General features: G+C 59.9%; 16 protein-coding genes. 11 read left to right on the top strand and 5 right to left on the bottom strand.

Going from position 1 to position 15,597, the window contains the following annotated elements; all coding sequences use genetic code 11:
* Window positions 1-193 precede the first annotated feature (193 nt).
* Window positions 194-1,189, top strand: a complete 996-nt coding sequence (gpgF, locus tag AC3WRD_RS29360; RefSeq protein ID WP_102621267.1) for a glucosaminyl phosphatidylglycerol flippase — start codon at window positions 194-196, stop codon at window positions 1,187-1,189.
* Here gpgF and AC3WRD_RS29365 read toward each other — a convergent pair.
* On the bottom strand, window positions 1,158-1,352 hold the full coding sequence (locus tag AC3WRD_RS29365) for a hypothetical protein (RefSeq protein WP_096818328.1): 195 nt from the start codon (window positions 1,350-1,352) through the stop codon (window positions 1,158-1,160). The two genes, gpgF and AC3WRD_RS29365, sit on opposite strands and share 32 nt — an antisense overlap.
* Before the next feature lie 93 nt (window positions 1,353-1,445).
* Window positions 1,446-2,294, bottom strand: a complete 849-nt coding sequence (gene purU / locus AC3WRD_RS29370) for a formyltetrahydrofolate deformylase (RefSeq protein ID WP_007912774.1) — start codon at window positions 2,292-2,294, stop codon at window positions 1,446-1,448.
* 337 nt (window positions 2,295-2,631) lie between these two features.
* Between purU and mvaT the strand changes: the two genes are divergently transcribed.
* On the top strand, window positions 2,632-3,009 hold the full coding sequence (mvaT, locus tag AC3WRD_RS29375) for a histone-like nucleoid-structuring protein MvaT (protein ID WP_007933316.1): 378 nt from the start codon (window positions 2,632-2,634) through the stop codon (window positions 3,007-3,009).
* A gap of 102 nt (window positions 3,010-3,111) precedes the next feature.
* On the opposite strand, the gene sbcB is transcribed toward mvaT, so the two are convergent.
* Complete coding sequence (sbcB, locus tag AC3WRD_RS29380) at window positions 3,112-4,542, bottom strand: exodeoxyribonuclease I (protein WP_102621266.1); 1,431 nt, start codon at window positions 4,540-4,542, stop codon at window positions 3,112-3,114.
* Between the two features lie 180 nt (window positions 4,543-4,722).
* On the opposite strand from sbcB, the gene AC3WRD_RS29385 reads away from it, so the two are divergent.
* The 8 genes from AC3WRD_RS29385 to AC3WRD_RS29420 all read left to right on the top strand — a co-directional run bounded on the left by AC3WRD_RS29385 (window position 4,723) and on the right by AC3WRD_RS29420 (window position 12,828).
* Window positions 4,723-5,448 carry an RDD family protein gene (locus tag AC3WRD_RS29385; RefSeq protein ID WP_102621265.1) on the top strand — a complete coding sequence of 242 codons (726 nt, stop codon included), beginning with the start codon at window positions 4,723-4,725 and terminating at the stop codon, window positions 5,446-5,448.
* Window positions 5,445-6,422: a stage II sporulation protein M gene (locus AC3WRD_RS29390; RefSeq protein ID WP_102621264.1), complete on the top strand. Its 978-nt coding sequence runs from the start codon at window positions 5,445-5,447 to the stop codon at window positions 6,420-6,422. Before AC3WRD_RS29385 ends, AC3WRD_RS29390 begins: the two co-directional genes overlap by 4 nt.
* Window positions 6,409-7,953 (top strand): DUF4129 domain-containing protein, encoded by a 1,545-nt coding sequence (locus AC3WRD_RS29395; RefSeq protein WP_102621263.1) that lies wholly within the window; start codon window positions 6,409-6,411, stop codon window positions 7,951-7,953. Before AC3WRD_RS29390 ends, AC3WRD_RS29395 begins: the two co-directional genes overlap by 14 nt.
* The gene (locus tag AC3WRD_RS29400; protein WP_102621262.1) at window positions 7,950-9,113 is read left to right on the top strand and encodes a DUF4350 domain-containing protein; all 1,164 of its coding nucleotides are present in this window, start codon (window positions 7,950-7,952) and stop codon (window positions 9,111-9,113) included. Before AC3WRD_RS29395 ends, AC3WRD_RS29400 begins: the two co-directional genes overlap by 4 nt.
* Window positions 9,110-10,111 (top strand): AAA family ATPase, encoded by a 1,002-nt coding sequence (locus AC3WRD_RS29405; RefSeq protein WP_096818339.1) that lies wholly within the window; start codon window positions 9,110-9,112, stop codon window positions 10,109-10,111. Before AC3WRD_RS29400 ends, AC3WRD_RS29405 begins: the two co-directional genes overlap by 4 nt.
* The gene (locus tag AC3WRD_RS29410; protein WP_102621261.1) at window positions 10,108-11,439 is read left to right on the top strand and encodes a DUF58 domain-containing protein; all 1,332 of its coding nucleotides are present in this window, start codon (window positions 10,108-10,110) and stop codon (window positions 11,437-11,439) included. The genes AC3WRD_RS29405 and AC3WRD_RS29410 overlap by 4 nt, the downstream gene beginning before the upstream one ends.
* Before the next feature lie 225 nt (window positions 11,440-11,664).
* Window positions 11,665-11,880, top strand: a complete 216-nt coding sequence (locus tag AC3WRD_RS29415) for a hypothetical protein (RefSeq protein ID WP_102621260.1) — start codon at window positions 11,665-11,667, stop codon at window positions 11,878-11,880.
* 543 nt (window positions 11,881-12,423) lie between these two features.
* Complete coding sequence (locus tag AC3WRD_RS29420) at window positions 12,424-12,828, top strand: DUF6124 family protein (RefSeq protein WP_102621259.1); 405 nt, start codon at window positions 12,424-12,426, stop codon at window positions 12,826-12,828.
* 46 nt (window positions 12,829-12,874) lie between these two features.
* Here AC3WRD_RS29420 and AC3WRD_RS29425 read toward each other — a convergent pair whose 3' ends face one another.
* Both AC3WRD_RS29425 and AC3WRD_RS29430 read right to left on the bottom strand, forming a co-directional pair.
* Window positions 12,875-13,234 (bottom strand): PilZ domain-containing protein, encoded by a 360-nt coding sequence (locus tag AC3WRD_RS29425; protein WP_096818351.1) that lies wholly within the window; start codon window positions 13,232-13,234, stop codon window positions 12,875-12,877.
* A 216-nt stretch (window positions 13,235-13,450) separates the two neighbouring features.
* Entirely contained in the window at window positions 13,451-13,837 is a 387-nt protein-coding gene (locus AC3WRD_RS29430; RefSeq protein ID WP_007951249.1) for a tetratricopeptide repeat protein, read from the bottom strand.
* A gap of 172 nt (window positions 13,838-14,009) precedes the next feature.
* Between AC3WRD_RS29430 and pyk the strand changes: the two genes are divergently transcribed.
* Entirely contained in the window at window positions 14,010-15,461 is a 1,452-nt protein-coding gene (gene pyk, locus AC3WRD_RS29435; RefSeq protein ID WP_096818355.1) for a pyruvate kinase, read from the top strand.
* Window positions 15,462-15,597: the final 136 nt, after the last annotated feature.

Consider the following 15,597-nt stretch of genomic DNA (forward strand, 5'->3'; position numbering starts at 1 on the left):
GCTCCCCCCGGATGTCTTCGCGGTTCAGTCCGCGAAGACATCTTCACCTCCCGCAAAACCTCCCCCACCCCGCCGCATATCCCGACCGAACATCTATTCTGGAGAAAGGTCAACACGGGACATCAACACGCGGAGGGGCACTCACTGTGCATATCGCTGAAACCACGCTGGCGCGCCAACACGGACTTCACGCATGAGTCGCGGCATTCTGTTGCTGATCGGTCTGCTGGCGGCGGTGCTGATCCCTTCTTTACTGGGCGGCGGTGAAACCTGGACCCGGCTGCAAGCCTTTCCTCTGCACTGGCTGTCGATCCTGCTGGCCATGATTCTGCTCTGCTGGGGCATCAACACCTTGCGCCTGCGATTGCTGCTCGGCGATCAGCGTGAACGGGTCACACTGCTGAAAAGCCTCGGCGTGGTCATGGCCGCCGAGTTCGCCTGGTGCGCCACACCCGGCGGCACTGGCGGGCCGCTGACGATCATGGCGCTGCTGGCCCGCAGCGGCGTGCGCCCGGCCCGGGGCAGCGCGGTGTTTGCGATGGATCAGTTGAGCGACTTGCTGTTCTTCCTGTGTGCGCTGGGCGGGATTCTGATTTATGCGCTGTTCCAGCATCTGAGCGACCGGATGGAATGGCTGCTGACTGTCAGCGCCATATCGCTGTTCGGCGGGCTGTTCAGTTGTGTGCTGGTGGCGCGTTATCACCGCACGCTGATTCGCTTGAGTGGCCGGCTGCTGGCGCGCATGAACGTGCAACCCGCCACGCGGCGGCGCTGGGCGCGCAAGCTGCTGCATTTTCTCGCGGCGTTCACCGATGCCCTGAAACTGCCTCGGCAAACGCTGTTCAAGGTGTTTGCCCTGACCTGCGTGCATTGGTCGCTGCGTTACAGCGTGCTGTATCTGGCGCTGCGCGGGCTGGGGGCGGACGTGCAGTGGGCCTGGACGTTTCTGATTCAGATGCTTTCGCTGGGCGCAGGACAGTTCAGCCTGTTGCCGGGCGGTGCCGGGGCGGCGGAATTGACCTCGGCGGCGCTGCTGGCGCCCATGGTCGGGGCTTCGACCGCTGCGGCGGCGATTCTGATCTGGCGGGCGATGACGTTTTACTTCTACCTGCTGGTGGGCGGGCCGATTTTTATGCTGATGCTCGGGCGTCCGCTGCTCAGGAAGCTGATGAAGGTGCGCCAGGCTTAGCGTCGTCCGGTTTCTCTTCATTGAGCTGTTCCCACAACGCGGCGGCGTCGGGGAAGTCCGTGCCATCCTCCGGGCCCAGGTCATCCGGGTCATAGCGGCTCAGGCAGCCTTCGCCCAAGGTGGCGGGCGCTTTAGAGGTGGCTTTGTCCAGTGGATCGCTCATGGGCATGTCCTCAAGGGCTGAAACAGGGCGAAAAAAAGGGCCTGAAGCGATTGAACGCCCAGGCCCTTTGTTTTTCAACCGTAAAGGGTTCGATCAGAACACGACGGTCTTGTTGCCGTGCACCAGCACGCGGTCTTCAAGGTGATAACGCAGGCCACGGGCCAACACCATCTTCTCGACGTCACGGCCGAAACGCACCATGTCTTCGATGCTGTCGCTGTGGCTGACACGCACCACGTCCTGCTCGATGATCGGGCCGGCGTCCAGCTCTTCGGTCACGTAGTGGCAGGTCGCACCGATCAGCTTCACGCCACGCAGCGACGCCTGGTGATACGGCTTGGCGCCGACGAACGACGGCAGGAAGCTGTGATGAATGTTGATGACCTTGTGCGCGTATTCGCGGCACATGTCCGGCGGCAGGATCTGCATGTAGCGCGCCAGCACCACCACTTCGGCATCGTGCTGTTTGACCAGGCGCGACACTTCGTCGAAGGCCGGTTGCTTGTCCTGCGGATTGACCGGGACGTGGTAATAAGGAATGCCGTGCCACTCGACCATGCTGCGCAGGTCGTCGTGGTTGGAAATCACGCAGGAGATCTCGCAATCGAGTTCATCGCTGTGCCAGCGGTGCAGCAGGTCGGCCAGGCAGTGGGACTCACGGCTGGCCATCAGCACCACGCGTTTTTTCTGCTCGGTGTCGGTGATGCGCCAGTCCATCGAGAACTCTTCGGCGATCGGTGCAAACTTCTCGCGCAACACCTCGATACCGAAAGGCAGGGAATCGGCACGGATTTCGTGACGCATGAAGAACCAGCCGACCTGATTGTCCGAGTGGTGGCTCGCTTCGGTGATCCAGCCATTGTGGGCCGCCAGAAAGTTACTGACTTTGGCAACGATGCCAACGCGGTCCGGGCAAGAAATCACCAGCCGAAAAGTGCGCATGAGGGGGAAACTCCAGAACTTCGCAAAGGCGGCCATTCTAGCGACTACGCCGCAAAACTGCAGTATTGATGAGCCTTGAGCCCCGGCAGGCCTCGCCACAGTTTTTTTGACGCGGACAACCGTCAGGATGATGGCGCAGTAATAGCCATGCACCAACGGATCTCTGTGAATATCTGTGAAGACTGCATCACATTATTTAACTGAATATTCAATTCAGGGCTTTTCAACGCAACTAATTCAAATAAAAAGCCCGGTTAAATGTTTACTTGATGAAACAGCCTGACTATTATTGCCGCACTGTCCCCTGCCATCGTGCACTCCCAATAAGGTAGTAATCATGTCCTTGATCAACGAATATCGTGCCACCGAAGAAGCAATCAAAGAGCTGCAAGCCCGTTTGAAGAACCTGTCGCAAGACGACAAACTGCAAACCGAGCTGGAATTCGAAGGCAAACTGCGCACCCTGATGGGCGAATACTCCAAATCCCTGCGTGACATCATCGCGCTGTTGGATCCAGAGTCCAAAACCAAGGCCCCACGTGGCGGCGCAGTAAAAACTACCGGCACCAAGCGTGCTCGCAAAGTTAAACAATACAAAAACCCGCACAACGGTGAAGTCATCGAAACCAAAGGTGGCAACCACAAGACTCTGAAAGAGTGGAAAGCCAAGTGGGGCGGTGACGTGGTTGAAGGCTGGGCTACCCTGCTGGGCTAAGCCGCAACCCTTGTCGCAGACCCGTCTGCGACACCAAAAGAAACGCCAGCATCCGCTGGCGTTTTTTTATGCCCGTCGTTCAAGCGACGGGCATGTTCGATTTCAAAGATTCAAACGTTTGCGCAATGCCTGGACATAATTCTGCCATTCAACCAGCACCTCGCGCTGTAATGGCGTGGCACTAAGCAGCCATTGCTCTGCGGCCTCTGTAAAAGATTGCAAGGTATTAGGAGCCCCCCATTCAGGCTCGGACAAGCGCTGCCGACAAAAGATTTGCCAGCGTTCTTGCTCTTCGAAATTCAACGTATCCGGAAAGTTACGCGCTCGATATCGAAACAACAATTCAGGCAAACGTTCGTCATCGAACGGCCATTGCTCTCGCGCTAATTGAGCAGGATCTGCCGTCCTCACTTGCTCACATAGTCGCCGGTCACGATCACCGATAAATCCGTCGTACAACTGTTGTTCGGGATCTTCACTCGGGGTGAAATCTTCGCTGGCATAAATCGCCGCGACTTTATCTTTCCAAACTTGTTGTGCGTCACTTAGTCGCAATGCACGCGCCTGATACAGCGCCATGTCCAGACCCAGACGCTGCTGATCTTCAGCTCTCAGCACCGACAACGGCGCCACCACCGGGCACTTGTTGATGTGAATAAGCTTGAGTGGCACCGGCAACTCGCCTTCGGCCAGATCATCACGACGGGTATACAGACGCTGACGCAATGTCTGCGCATCCAGATCCAGCAGGCCCTGCGGGTCCAGGTGCAGATCACAGACAATCAACGCGTTCTTGTTGCGCGGATGCCAGGCCAGTGGCAGCACCACACCGACATAACTGCGCGCCGCCGAGAAGCGTCCGGAAATGTGCACCATCGGCTGCAACAGGCGAATCTGGTCCATGACTTTCTGCTTGCTGCGCAACTGGAACAGCCAGTCATACAGTTTCGGCTGTTTCTCGCGGATCAACCGGGCCAGGGCGATGGTGGCGCGCACGTCCGACAACGCCTCGTGGGCATTGCCGTGATCGATGTTGTTGGCGGCGGTCAGGCGCTCGAGCTTGAGCGTGACCTTGCCTTCATCATCGGTCGGCCAGACCAGACCATCCGGACGCAACGCATAAGCAGCGCGCACCACATCGATCAGATCCCAGCGACTGTTGCCGCCCTGCCATTCACGGGCATAAGGATCGAAAAAGTTGCGATACAGGCTGTAGCGGGTCATCTCGTCGTCGAAGCGCAACGTGTTGTACCCCGCACCGCAAGTGCCGGGAGCCGCGAGCTGGGCGTGAACCCGGGTCATGAAATCAGCTTCGCTCAAGCCGTGCTCGGCGAGACGGCTCGGGGTGATACCGGTGATTGCGCACGCCGCCGGGTGCGGCAGAATATCTTCGCTGGGCTGGCAGTAGAGATTGACCGGCGCGTCGATTTCGTTGAGTTGGTGGTCGGTGCGGATCCCGGCCACCTGCAACGGACGGTCACTTCGGGGATTGATGCCGGTGGTTTCGTAGTCGTACCAGAAGATGGAAGTCACGGGCGGTTCCTGAACTGAAGATCGGCAAAGTCTAGGCGTTCGACGGCGGTCGCGGCCAGCGCGGCATCATTCAGGCACATTTGGTTGAACGATGTGTATGACATAGTTATGTCGTTTTCCCCCGAGAGACTGCTAGCATCGGACTCACTTGCATCCCGATCCGGCAACATCAGGTAGCCCATGCTCGAGACCACAGCACCGCCAAGGAAAGCAACGCTGGCCCCGCCACTGGACACGCGGCACCAGGTCGAAACGCCGGAAGGCATCGACCTGCCGCTGCGTCCCGCCGGCCTGATGGTGCGTGCCGTGGCGTTCACCATCGATCTGGGTTTGCGCGGGTTGATCATGGGGCTGCTGTTCATGCTGCTGGCGTTGCTCGGCAAACTCGGTATCGGTCTCGGTTCACTGCTGCTGTTCGCGGTGAGCTGGTGGTACATGGTGCTGTTCGAAGTGCTGCGTCAGGGCCGTTCGCCGGGCAAGCAATGGATGGGCCTGCGGGTGGTGCACGACGATGGCACGCCAGTGGGCTGGTCGGCCTCCTTGTTGCGCAACCTGCTGCGTTTTGTCGACCTGATGCCGTTCGGCTATTTCCTCGGCACCATCAGTTGCCTGCAACACCCGACCTTCAAACGCCTCGGCGACATTGCCGCCGGCACGCTGGTGATCTACAGCGAACGCCCGCTCAAGCGTCCGCAGTTGCCTGATGCTGAGCCCCGTCGCTCACCGATCCCGCTGACCCTGACTGAACAACGCGCCCTGCTCGCTTTCGCCGAGCGTCAGGGCGAACTGTCGACGGCGCGGGTCAATGAACTCGCGGCGTTGCTCGCTCAGCCACTGCACATCAGCGCACCGAAAGCCGTCGGTGAACTCAACGGCATCGCCCGCGGCCTGTTGGGGCCGACATGAAGCAAAGCCTTTTCGAAACCCGCCACAAGGCCGAATGGGAGCGCTTTACGCTCGCCCTCGAACGTCTGGAACGAGGCAAGGACACTTCGCAGGTGGCCGAATTTCCCAAGGCCTATCGCCGACTCTGCCAACATCTGGCGCTAGCGCAGGAACGTGGCTACAGCAGTTTTCTCGTCGACTCGTTGCAACAGCTCGTACTGCGCGGTCATCAACAGCTTTACCGTCACCGCAGCCAGCTCGGCGCCAACCTGCTGGGCTTCATCCTGGCCGGATTTCCACGGTTGGTACGCGCCGAATGGCGATTCGTCCTCGCCGCCGGGTTGCTGTTCTTCGGCAGCCTGACCGGTTTCGGATTGCTGGTGTACCTGTTCCCGGAGCTGGTCTACAACCTGATCCCCGCCGATCAGGTGCGCGAGATGCAGAGCATGTACGACCCCGCCGCCGGCCACCTCGGGCGCTCGGCCGAACGTGCGGCCAGCGAAGACTGGGTGATGTTCGGCTACTACATCATGCACAACATCGGCATCGCCTTTCAGACCTTCGCCAGCGGTTTGCTGCTGGGCGTGGGCAGTGCATTTTTCCTGTTCTACAACGGTTTGATCATCGGCACCGTGGCCGGGCACCTGAGTGAAATCGGCTTCGGCCAGACCTTCTGGTCCTTCGTGATCGGGCACGGAGCCTTCGAACTCACCGCCATCGCCCTGGCCGGTGCGGCGGGTCTGAAACTGGGCTGGGCGTTGATCGCGCCGGGACGCCTGACGCGCGGAGAGGCCTTGAGACACGCGGCGCGTCAGAGCGTACTGCTGATCTGCGGCGTGATGCTGTTCCTGTTGATTGCCGCGTTTATCGAGGCTTATTGGTCGTCACGCACCGGGGTCACGCCGCAAACCAAATACCTGGTCGGTGCCGGACTCTGGCTCTGCGTGGCGACCTATCTGCTGTTCGCCGGAAGGACCCGCCATGCGCCTGAGTGACGCCACCGTGGTGATCCGCCCGCGTACCACCTGGGAAGCCATGGACTTGGGCGTGCTCATGAGCCAGCAACATCGGCGCTTGCTGATGACCAGTTGGGCCATCGTCACCCTGCCGCTGTTCGTGGTGCTCAGCCTGCTTCTGTGGGATTCGCCGTCGCTCGCGGTGTTCATCTTCTGGTGGCTGAAACCGGCGTACGAGCGCCTGCCGCTGTATATCTTGTCCAAAGCCCTGTTCGGCGAAACGCCCACGCTGAAACAGGCATTACGCCAGTGGCCAAAACTGCTTAAACCACAGTTGCTGGCGAGCCTGACCTGGCGACGCCTGAGCTTCAGTCGCAGCTTCCTGATGCCGGTGGTGCAACTTGAAGGCCTGGGCGGCATCGCACGCCAACAGCGTTTGCGGGTGCTGCTGCAACGCAATGCCGGCGCGGCCCAGTGGTTGACGATCATTGGCGTGCATCTGGAAACGGCGCTGTGGATCGGCCTGATGGTGTTGTTCTACCTGCTTCTGCCACAACAGGTCGAAACCGATTGGGACTGGCAAAGCCTGATCTTCGCGGCCGACCACCAATGGCGCTGGCTCGAGCACCTGACCAATGCCTTCTATGCACTGATACTGGTGATCTGGGAACCGATCTACGTCGCCTGCGGTTTCAGCCTCTACCTGAACCGGCGCACCGCGCTCGAAGCCTGGGACATCGAACTGGTGTTCCGCCGCCTGCGTCAGCGCCTGAACAGCAGCGCACTCGGTTTGCTACTGGTGGTGTGTCTTTTGCTGCCGGGAGTACCTTCGGTATGGGCAGCCGACCCCGCCACCGCTCCGGATGCGCCCCGACTCCTGAATCAGCCGCTGACCAGTCAGGCATCCCGCGACAGCATCAAGGCCTTGCTGGAACAACCACCCTTCAAGAACAAGGAAACCGTCACCCGTTATCGCTTTGGCGAAGACCCCGCCACCACCGATAAACCCAAGGACGGCAAGGCGCCGCAATGGCTGAAAACCTTGCTGGGCTGGCTCAACGGCCAGCACCTGAACGGGCTGGCCAAGGCGATTGAAGTGCTGCTGTGGGCCGTGGTGATTGGAGCGCTCGGCTGGTTGATCTGGCGCTATCGCGAGTTTCTGCAAACGTTCGTCAGCCGTCGCCCACGATTGCCCGAGCGGATAAAACGCCCCGTGCCACAGCAAGCCTTCGGCCTCGACCTGAGCCGGGAAACCCTGCCCGACGACATCGCTGCCAGCGCCGAACAACTCTGGCAAACCCAACCCCGCGCGGCGCTCGGCCTGCTGTATCGGGCGTTGCTCAGTCATCTGCTGCACGATTTCAACCTGACCCTGAAACCTGCTGACACCGAAAGCGAAGTGCTGGCTCGGATCGAACACCTGCAGCGTCCGGACCTGCTCGCTTACAGCCACAGTCTGACCGGCCACTGGCAGAACATGGCCTACGGGCACCGCGTACCGGCGGCGCATCTGCAACAGGAATTGTGTGACGGCTGGCGCACGCTGTTCGGCCACGGAGCCGCCCGTTGAACCGGCGCGCACTCTGGCTGGTCGGCGCGCTGATCGTCGCCCTGTTGGGCGCATTGGGCGTTTATCTGTACCTCAAGGCCACGCCTTACCAGGCCGTGGTCGATCACGGCCCTTCCCCCGCCGCACAAGCCAATCCTTATCTGGCGGCGGAGATGTTTCTACGCGGTCGCGGGATAGCCGTCAGTCATGCCGAGAGTCTCGCCGTGTTACCCGAGATCGACCCTCGCCGCCACACGCTGCTGCTGTTCAACGACCGCTCGAACATGACACCGCGCCAGGTCGATCAAGTCTTGAACTGGGCCCGGGCCGGCGGACGACTGGTGTTCGTCGCCGAATCGATCTGGGATGAAAAGACCGGCCAGAGCAATGACCTGCTGCTCGACCGCGTGCAACTGCATCAGTCCCTGAGCAAGGATCTGAAAGACCCGCCGCCGGATGCTGACGACGATCCCTACCCCAACCTGACCAAGCTCTATCTGGAAGACGAAGACGCTCCCGCCTACGCCGGGTTCGACACCGCGTTCCACCTCGACGATCCGAAAAACCTTGCGCAAGCCTGGGCCAACAGCGCCCGCGCCACGCACATGATGCAACTGCCCTACGGCGTCGGCACGATCACCGTGGTCACCGATGCCGATCTGTGGAAAACCCCGGCGATTGCGCAGCACGACAATGCCTGGCTGCTCTGGTACCTGAGCGCCGACACCGCCGTGACCTTGCTGTACAACACCGAACATGACGGTCTGCTGACCCTGCTCTGGCGCTATTTCCCACAAGCCATCGTTGCCCTGCTGGCGTTGATCGGTCTGTGGTTGTGGCATGTCGGCGTGCGTCACGGGCCGGTGCAGGCTCCTGCCCCGAGCGGTCGTCGTCAGTTGATGGAACACCTGCGCGCCAGTGCCGATTTCATCCTGCGTCACAACGGTCAACAGACCTTGCTGCAAGCGTTGCAGCAGGATGTCCTGCGCCGCGCCCGTCACCGTCATCCCGGTTTCGACCAACTGAACGTCGCCGAACAATGGCTGGTGCTGTCGCGCCTGACCCGCCAACCGACCCGTGCCATCAGCCAGGCCCTGAGCCCGGCACCGAAGCGGCGCATGTCCAGCGCCGAATTCTGCCGTCAGGTCGCCCACCTGCAAGCCTTGAGGAACTCGCTATGACCGAACACATCGAACCCGGCTCGCCCAGCCACGCGGCCCAGCAACGTCACCGAGCCAGTCAGTTGGCCCAAGCGGTACGCGGTGAATTGCAGAAGGCGTTGATCGGCCAGAACCCGGTGATCGACGACGTGCTGACCGCGCTGATCGCCGGCGGCCACGTGTTGCTCGAAGGCGTTCCCGGCCTTGGCAAAACCCTGCTGGTACGCGCCCTGGCCAAATGCTTCGGCGGCGAGTTCGCACGCATCCAGTTCACCCCGGACCTGATGCCCAGCGACGTCACTGGCCACGCGGTCTACGACCTGCAGACCGAACAGTTCAAACTGCGCAAAGGCCCGTTGTTCACCAATCTTCTATTGGCGGACGAGATCAACCGCGCCCCGGCCAAGACTCAAGCCGCCCTGCTCGAAGCGATGCAGGAACGTCAGGTCACCCTCGAAGGCCGGGCCCTGCCGATTGCCCAGCCATTCATGGTGCTCGCCACGCAAAACCCGATCGAACAGGAAGGCACTTACCCGTTGCCCGAAGCCGAGCTTGATCGCTTCATGCTCAAGGTACGCATGGATTACCCCGACGCCGATCAGGAGCTGGACATGGTGCGTCAGGTCACCCGCTCGACCCGCGCCGACATGCTCGATGTGCAGCCGCTACGCACCGTGTTGCAGGCCAAGGACGTGCAAGCCCTGCAACGCATCGCCAGCGATTTGCCGCTGGACGATCAGGTGCTCGATTACGCCGTACGATTGGCGCGCAGCACCCGCACCTGGCCGGGGCTGAGCCTCGGTGCCGGCCCCCGCGCTTCCATCGCACTGGTACGCTGCGCCCGCGCCCGGGCCCTGCTGCGCGGCGGTGAATTCGTGATCCCGGACGACATCAAGGGCTGCGCACTGGCGGTGTTGCGCCACCGGGTACGCCTTGCACCGGAGCTGGACATCGAAGGGCTGCAAGTCGATCAGGTTCTTCAGCAACTGCTCGATCAAGTACCGGCGCCGCGCCTGTGAAACCCTCGCGCCTGCTGTTGATCTGGCTGGCGATCCTGCTGGCCATCGGCATTGTGCTGGGCGCGTTGCAGGCGCTGAACGTCGAGGTGCCTTCGAGCCTGCTGTCGATCAACTGGGGATTGTTGCTGGCGTTGTTTGCACTAAGTCTGCTGGATGCCCTGCGCCTGAAGCGCATGCCCTCGCCTCGCGTGCAACGACAGATGCCCGGCAGCCTGGCACTCGGTCGCTGGAGCGAAGTGCGGCTGGAGATCGAACACGATTTCGACCAGCCACTGGCCATTCAAATTTTCGACCACGTACCCGACGGCTTGAGCTTTGAACACCTGCCGCTCAACACCGAGCTACAACCCGGCCAACGCAACCTGATCGGCTATCGCCTGCGCCCGCTCAAGCGTGGCCATTTCACTTTCGAAACCTGCGAACTCAACCTGCCGAGCCCCTTCGGTCTGTGGTCCGGCAAACGCCTGCTGAACCTCACCGACCACACCCGCGTCTACCCCGACTTCGCCCGCCTCTACGGCGGTCAACTGCTGGCGGTCGACAACTGGCTCAGCCAGCTCGGCGTACGCCAGCGCCAACGTCGTGGCCAGGGGATGGAGTTTCATCAACTGCGGGAGTTTCGCGAAGGCGACAGCCTGCGCCAGATCGACTGGAAAGCCACCGCCCGCCATCGCACACCGATTGCCCGGGAGTACGAAGACGAACGAGATCAACAGATTGTTTTCATGCTCGATTGCGGGCGACAGATGCGCAGTCAGGACGGCGAGCTGTCGCATTTCGATCATGCGTTGAATGCGTGTTTGCTGTTGAGTTATGTGGCGTTGCGCCAGGGGGATGCGGTGGGGTTGTCTACCTTCGCCAGTGATCAGCCTCGGTTCATTACACCGATCAAAGGTACGGGGCAGCTCAAGGTGTTGCTCAACAGTGTTTACGATCTGGATAGCACGCGACGTTCTGCGGATTATCCGGCAGCGGTGAATCAGTTGCTGACCAGACAGAAGCGCCGGGCTTTGGTGGTATTAGTGACCAATGTGCGGGATGAGGCTGATGAGGAGTTGCTGAATGCCGTCAGACGCCTGAGCCAGCAGCATCGGGTACTTGTGGCCAACCTCCGCGAGAGCACGCTTGAAAATGCACGGCATTCGCGGGTGCAAACAATAGAGCAGGCCCATGAGTACTGCGCAACAGTGGACTATCTGAATGCCCGAGCGATACTCCATGAACGGTTGAGTGCTCAAGGAGTGCAAGTGATGGATATCCCCCCCAGCGAATTGAGCACGGACGTAATATCACGATATCTAAGCTGGAAGAAATCTGGAGCGCTCTGACCCCTCTCAATCTCACACTCGAGGGGATCAAATAAAATCACAATAATCAAGAGAACCTCAACGAAGTAAAAAACCTTAAGGCGCAGGCATTGATAAAACGGTGCTGCTCATCCAAGGAGTATCAAAACCTCCTCACGATCCAACTAATTTGAGTAGACATCTCTAGTCAACTCACATTTGCAAACACCGCTGCTATCCTTGGAGCTTCTCTAACGGAGTCTCAGAATGCCTGCTAAATACTCTCTATCGGACGTGCTGGAAAGGATGTATCAGAACCAACTCGGCCTGGAAGCCGCCCTGATGGAGTTGGTACTCCAGGTCGAAGCTCAGGGAATGGTGGAAACCGGAAAAAACGTCCGTGAAGCACTTTTTACAATTGGAGAAAACGCCGGTTTCATCAAACAAGGCTTGGCCAAGCTGAAAGGAGAACACCACGGCTAAATTCCGGCTTTTCAGACATATGTCCCAGAGATGTTCGATGTCTTTCGCCTATAAGTCGTGCCTTCCAAAACGAATCGTTGATTGGAAAGACTCTTACAACTTGGTTCTCAAAATCTCCTCGCTGACCACGGCTACTGTAGTCCTGTCCTGCCCGTAAAGTTTCTCTAGCTTAGGATTGAAACCGTTGCCCTTTCAGCACTTGAGGACGATTGCAAGGCGGGGGAATTGAGGCTACAGCAACTGACGCTTTTACCTACACATATGAGCGAATCCGCTGGCTTGTGCACCTTGACGTTGACCCGTAACTTGATCCCCGTCGCTACCAATCAGCGGCCGGGTTTAGTCGCCCGAGGTAAGATAGGTTTGCAAACGCGTCATCCAGTCGGGTATTCCCTATCCCTGCACTAGATGGTGGCTGTGAGCAGGGTGCCCCCGGGCACGCCGGAAAAAAGCCTTACTTCCCCGGTCGACTAACCTGCTTACAGCTGCCACCCCTCGTTTAGTCGCGAAGCGGTAACAGCCCAACTTATTAGGAAGTTAGGTATGTTCAAAGCAACACCAAATCCTCCGTCGGATATCGATCCAACGGACACGACTGATCAAACTGACCCGGTCTCCCCCTACGCTTCAATCGACTCAAAAAAACTCCACGACGCCGCCCACCGGGCCCTCGATTTCTACCTCAATCCCTCGCCCGAAAAACCGCGCAATTCCGTGGATCGCGGCATGCAGATGTTCAAGGTCGATCCCGACATTAACCCCGAAGCCATCGCCATCCAGACCTACGAAACCTTTTCGTCAGTCAGCATCCTGCTGCTCGACCTGGCGGACAGCCTGGACGACAAGCCGCGGCATCTAGCGATGGCGATCTATCAACTGAGCGAGTTAGGGTTGTTGCTGGTGGAGAAGACGCTGGATAACGAGCGGGCGATTGCGATAACCGCGTAAGAAAAAAGGGCCACAACCTGCGGCAGGTTGTGGCCCTTTTTTGTTTTCAGGCCGAAGCCGGCAACGGCTGAAAACTGAAGTACTGCTTCAACGCCTCGACCAGTTGCCCATACTCCGGCGGAGTCCGGTACAGGCTGAAGCCGGCGTCATAATGTTGAGGAGTCGCGTCTTCGTGGCACCACAGGCAGCAAGCCGTCAGGTCGATGACCTGCTGGCAGCCCTCGCCCAGGGGAATTTTCAGGCGCAGTTTGAATTCGGCACCGATCATCATCGGCAACTGGCTGATGAGCATCAAACCGTCTTCAGAGACGTTGCCCAGAAAGCCGATGGGTTTGTCGGTGACGCTGTTGAACACTCGCAGAAAATACGGCAACTGGTGCCGTTCGATTCGACGGTCGGTAAACATGAGCGTATCGCCATGCATGGCCCGTTAAACGGGCCGCACTGTGCTTCGGAACGAACCTGCCCGACAGGTCCGCTCTCCCCGCTTCCGGTGTGGCGCTTGCCACGTCTATCTCATGCCAGTCGCAGGTGTTGCGCCGGTACAGAGTTCATCTGCACCGGTGTCTGAGGACTATAGCTCACCTTGTACAGCCAGCCAGCTTTTGTATGACAACCGCCATCAAAAGCGAGTTGGACGCACCACGGCTGCTGCGCTACGGGTCGGGTAATGACCCAGGCTCTGCAGGGTTTCCAGACGCGCGCGGGCGCGGTAGGCGTATTCGCTGTTGGGGTACGAGGCAATGATGAACTGATAGGTCTGCGCCGCATCGACAAACATTTTCTGCCGCTCGAGGCACTGGCCGCGCATCATCGACACTTCCGGCCACACGTAAGGACGGGCACGGCTGGCGCGTTCGACCTTGGACAGTTCGAGCATCACCTGCTCGCAGTTGCCCCGGTCGTAGGCGCTGTAGGCGTTGTTCAAATGATGGTTCATCGACCAACGGGTGCAGCCCGTGACGGCGAGGACGCTGAGGGCAAGGGCGGCAATGGGCACGAATCGCATGGGGTATTCTCCTGTCTTGTGATCATTATCGACCTCTGGCGAGAAATCTTCAGAGCCCTTTGCTCCGATTGTCGCGTTCAATAAAGAAAACAATAAGTAGTGCAAACGAACAATGACTACACCCAAAGAGCGTAGTAGCCTCTGCGAGCGCTTGAACCTGAGGAGTCTTTGCATGTCCGTCCGTCGTACCAAAATCGTCGCTACCCTTGGCCCGGCCAGTAACTCGCCGGAAGTTCTCGAACAGCTGATTCTGGCTGGCCTGGACGTCGCCCGTCTGAACTTCTCCCACGGCACCCCCGACGAGCACAAGGCTCGCGCGAAGCTGGTGCGTGACCTCGCTGCCAAGCACGGCCGCTTCGTCGCCCTGCTGGGTGACCTGCAAGGCCCGAAAATCCGTATCGCCAAATTCGCCAACAAGCGCATCGAGCTGAAGATCGGTGACAAGTTCACCTTCTCCACCAGCCATCCGCTGACCGAAGGCAACCAGCAGGTGGTCGGTATCGACTACCCGGACCTGGTCAAGGACTGCGGCGTGGGCGACGAGCTGCTGCTCGACGACGGCCGCGTGGTGATGCGCGTTGATACCGCGACCGCCACCGAACTGAACTGCACCGTGACCATCGGCGGTCCGCTGTCCGACCACAAAGGCATCAACCGTCGCGGTGGCGGCCTGACCGCTCCGGCCCTGACCGAGAAAGACAAGGCCGACATCAAGCTCGCCGCGGAAATGGAAGTCGACTACCTCGCCGTGTCCTTCCCGCGTGACGCCGCCGACATGAACTACGCCCGTCAACTGCGCGACGAAGCCGGCGGCACCGCTTGGCTGGTGGCGAAGATCGAACGCGCCGAAGCCGTGGCCGACGACGAAACCCTCGACGGTCTGATCAAGGCTTCCGACGCCGTGATGGTTGCCCGTGGTGACCTGGGTGTGGAAATCGGCGACGCCGAGCTGGTGGGCATCCAGAAGAAAATCATTCTGCACGCACGCCGCCACAACAAGGCTGTGATCGTGGCGACCCAGATGATGGAGTCGATGATCCAGAACCCGATGCCGACCCGCGCCGAAGTGTCCGACGTGGCCAACGCCGTACTCGACTACACCGACGCCGTGATGCTGTCTGCCGAATCCGCTGCCGGCGCTTATCCGCTGGAAGCCGTGCAGGCGATGGCGCGCATCTGCGTCGGCGCTGAAAAGCACCCGACCAGCAAGACTTCCAGCCACCGCATCGGCAAGGAATTCGAGCGCTGCGACGAGAGCATTGCGCTGGCGACCATGTACACCGCCAACCACTTCCCGGGCGTGAAAGCGATCATCGCGCTAACCGAAAGCGGCTACACCCCGCTGATCATGTCGCGTATCCGTTCGTCGGTGCCGATCTACTGCTTCACCCCGCACCGCGAAGCCCAGGCTCGCGCAGCAATGTTCCGTGGCGTGTACACCGTTCCGTTCGACCCGGCTTCGCTGGCACCGAACGAAGTCAGCCAGAAAGCCATCGACGAGCTGGTCAAGCGCGGCGTTGTGCAGAAGGGTGACTGGGTCATCCTGACCAAGGGCGACAGCTACCACACCACCGGCGGCACCAACGGCATGAAGATCCTGCACGTGGGCGACCCGCAGGTCTGAGTGACCGGTTGCTGAAAACGAAAAGCCCCGCCATGTGAATGGCGGGGCTTTTTCATTTCAGATTGATCGTTCCCACGCTCCGCGTGGGAATGCCTCAATGGACGCTCCGCGTCCGCTTCGGCATGGGACGCGGAGC

This window comes from Pseudomonas sp. FW215-R2 (genome assembly GCF_058789255.1).

Excerpts from the sequence above, each read along its gene's own strand:
- gpgF (WP_102621267.1), top strand. The coding sequence starts at position 194 with ATGAGTCGCGGCATTCTGTTGCTGATCGGTCTGCTGGCGGCGGTGCTG.
- AC3WRD_RS29365 (WP_096818328.1), bottom strand. The coding sequence starts at position 1,352 with ATGAGCGATCCACTGGACAAAGCCACCTCTAAAGCGCCCGCCACCTTG.
- purU (WP_007912774.1), bottom strand. The coding sequence starts at position 2,294 with ATGCGCACTTTTCGGCTGGTGATTTCTTGCCCGGACCGCGTTGGCATC.
- mvaT (WP_007933316.1), top strand. The coding sequence starts at position 2,632 with ATGTCCTTGATCAACGAATATCGTGCCACCGAAGAAGCAATCAAAGAG.
- AC3WRD_RS29385 (WP_102621265.1), top strand. The coding sequence starts at position 4,723 with ATGCTCGAGACCACAGCACCGCCAAGGAAAGCAACGCTGGCCCCGCCA.
- AC3WRD_RS29390 (WP_102621264.1), top strand. The coding sequence starts at position 5,445 with ATGAAGCAAAGCCTTTTCGAAACCCGCCACAAGGCCGAATGGGAGCGC.
- AC3WRD_RS29395 (WP_102621263.1), top strand. The coding sequence starts at position 6,409 with ATGCGCCTGAGTGACGCCACCGTGGTGATCCGCCCGCGTACCACCTGG.
- AC3WRD_RS29405 (WP_096818339.1), top strand. The coding sequence starts at position 9,110 with ATGACCGAACACATCGAACCCGGCTCGCCCAGCCACGCGGCCCAGCAA.
- AC3WRD_RS29415 (WP_102621260.1), top strand. The coding sequence starts at position 11,665 with ATGCCTGCTAAATACTCTCTATCGGACGTGCTGGAAAGGATGTATCAG.
- AC3WRD_RS29420 (WP_102621259.1), top strand. The coding sequence starts at position 12,424 with ATGTTCAAAGCAACACCAAATCCTCCGTCGGATATCGATCCAACGGAC.
- AC3WRD_RS29425 (WP_096818351.1), bottom strand. The coding sequence starts at position 13,234 with ATGTTTACCGACCGTCGAATCGAACGGCACCAGTTGCCGTATTTTCTG.
- AC3WRD_RS29430 (WP_007951249.1), bottom strand. The coding sequence starts at position 13,837 with ATGCGATTCGTGCCCATTGCCGCCCTTGCCCTCAGCGTCCTCGCCGTC.
- pyk (WP_096818355.1), top strand. The coding sequence starts at position 14,010 with ATGTCCGTCCGTCGTACCAAAATCGTCGCTACCCTTGGCCCGGCCAGT.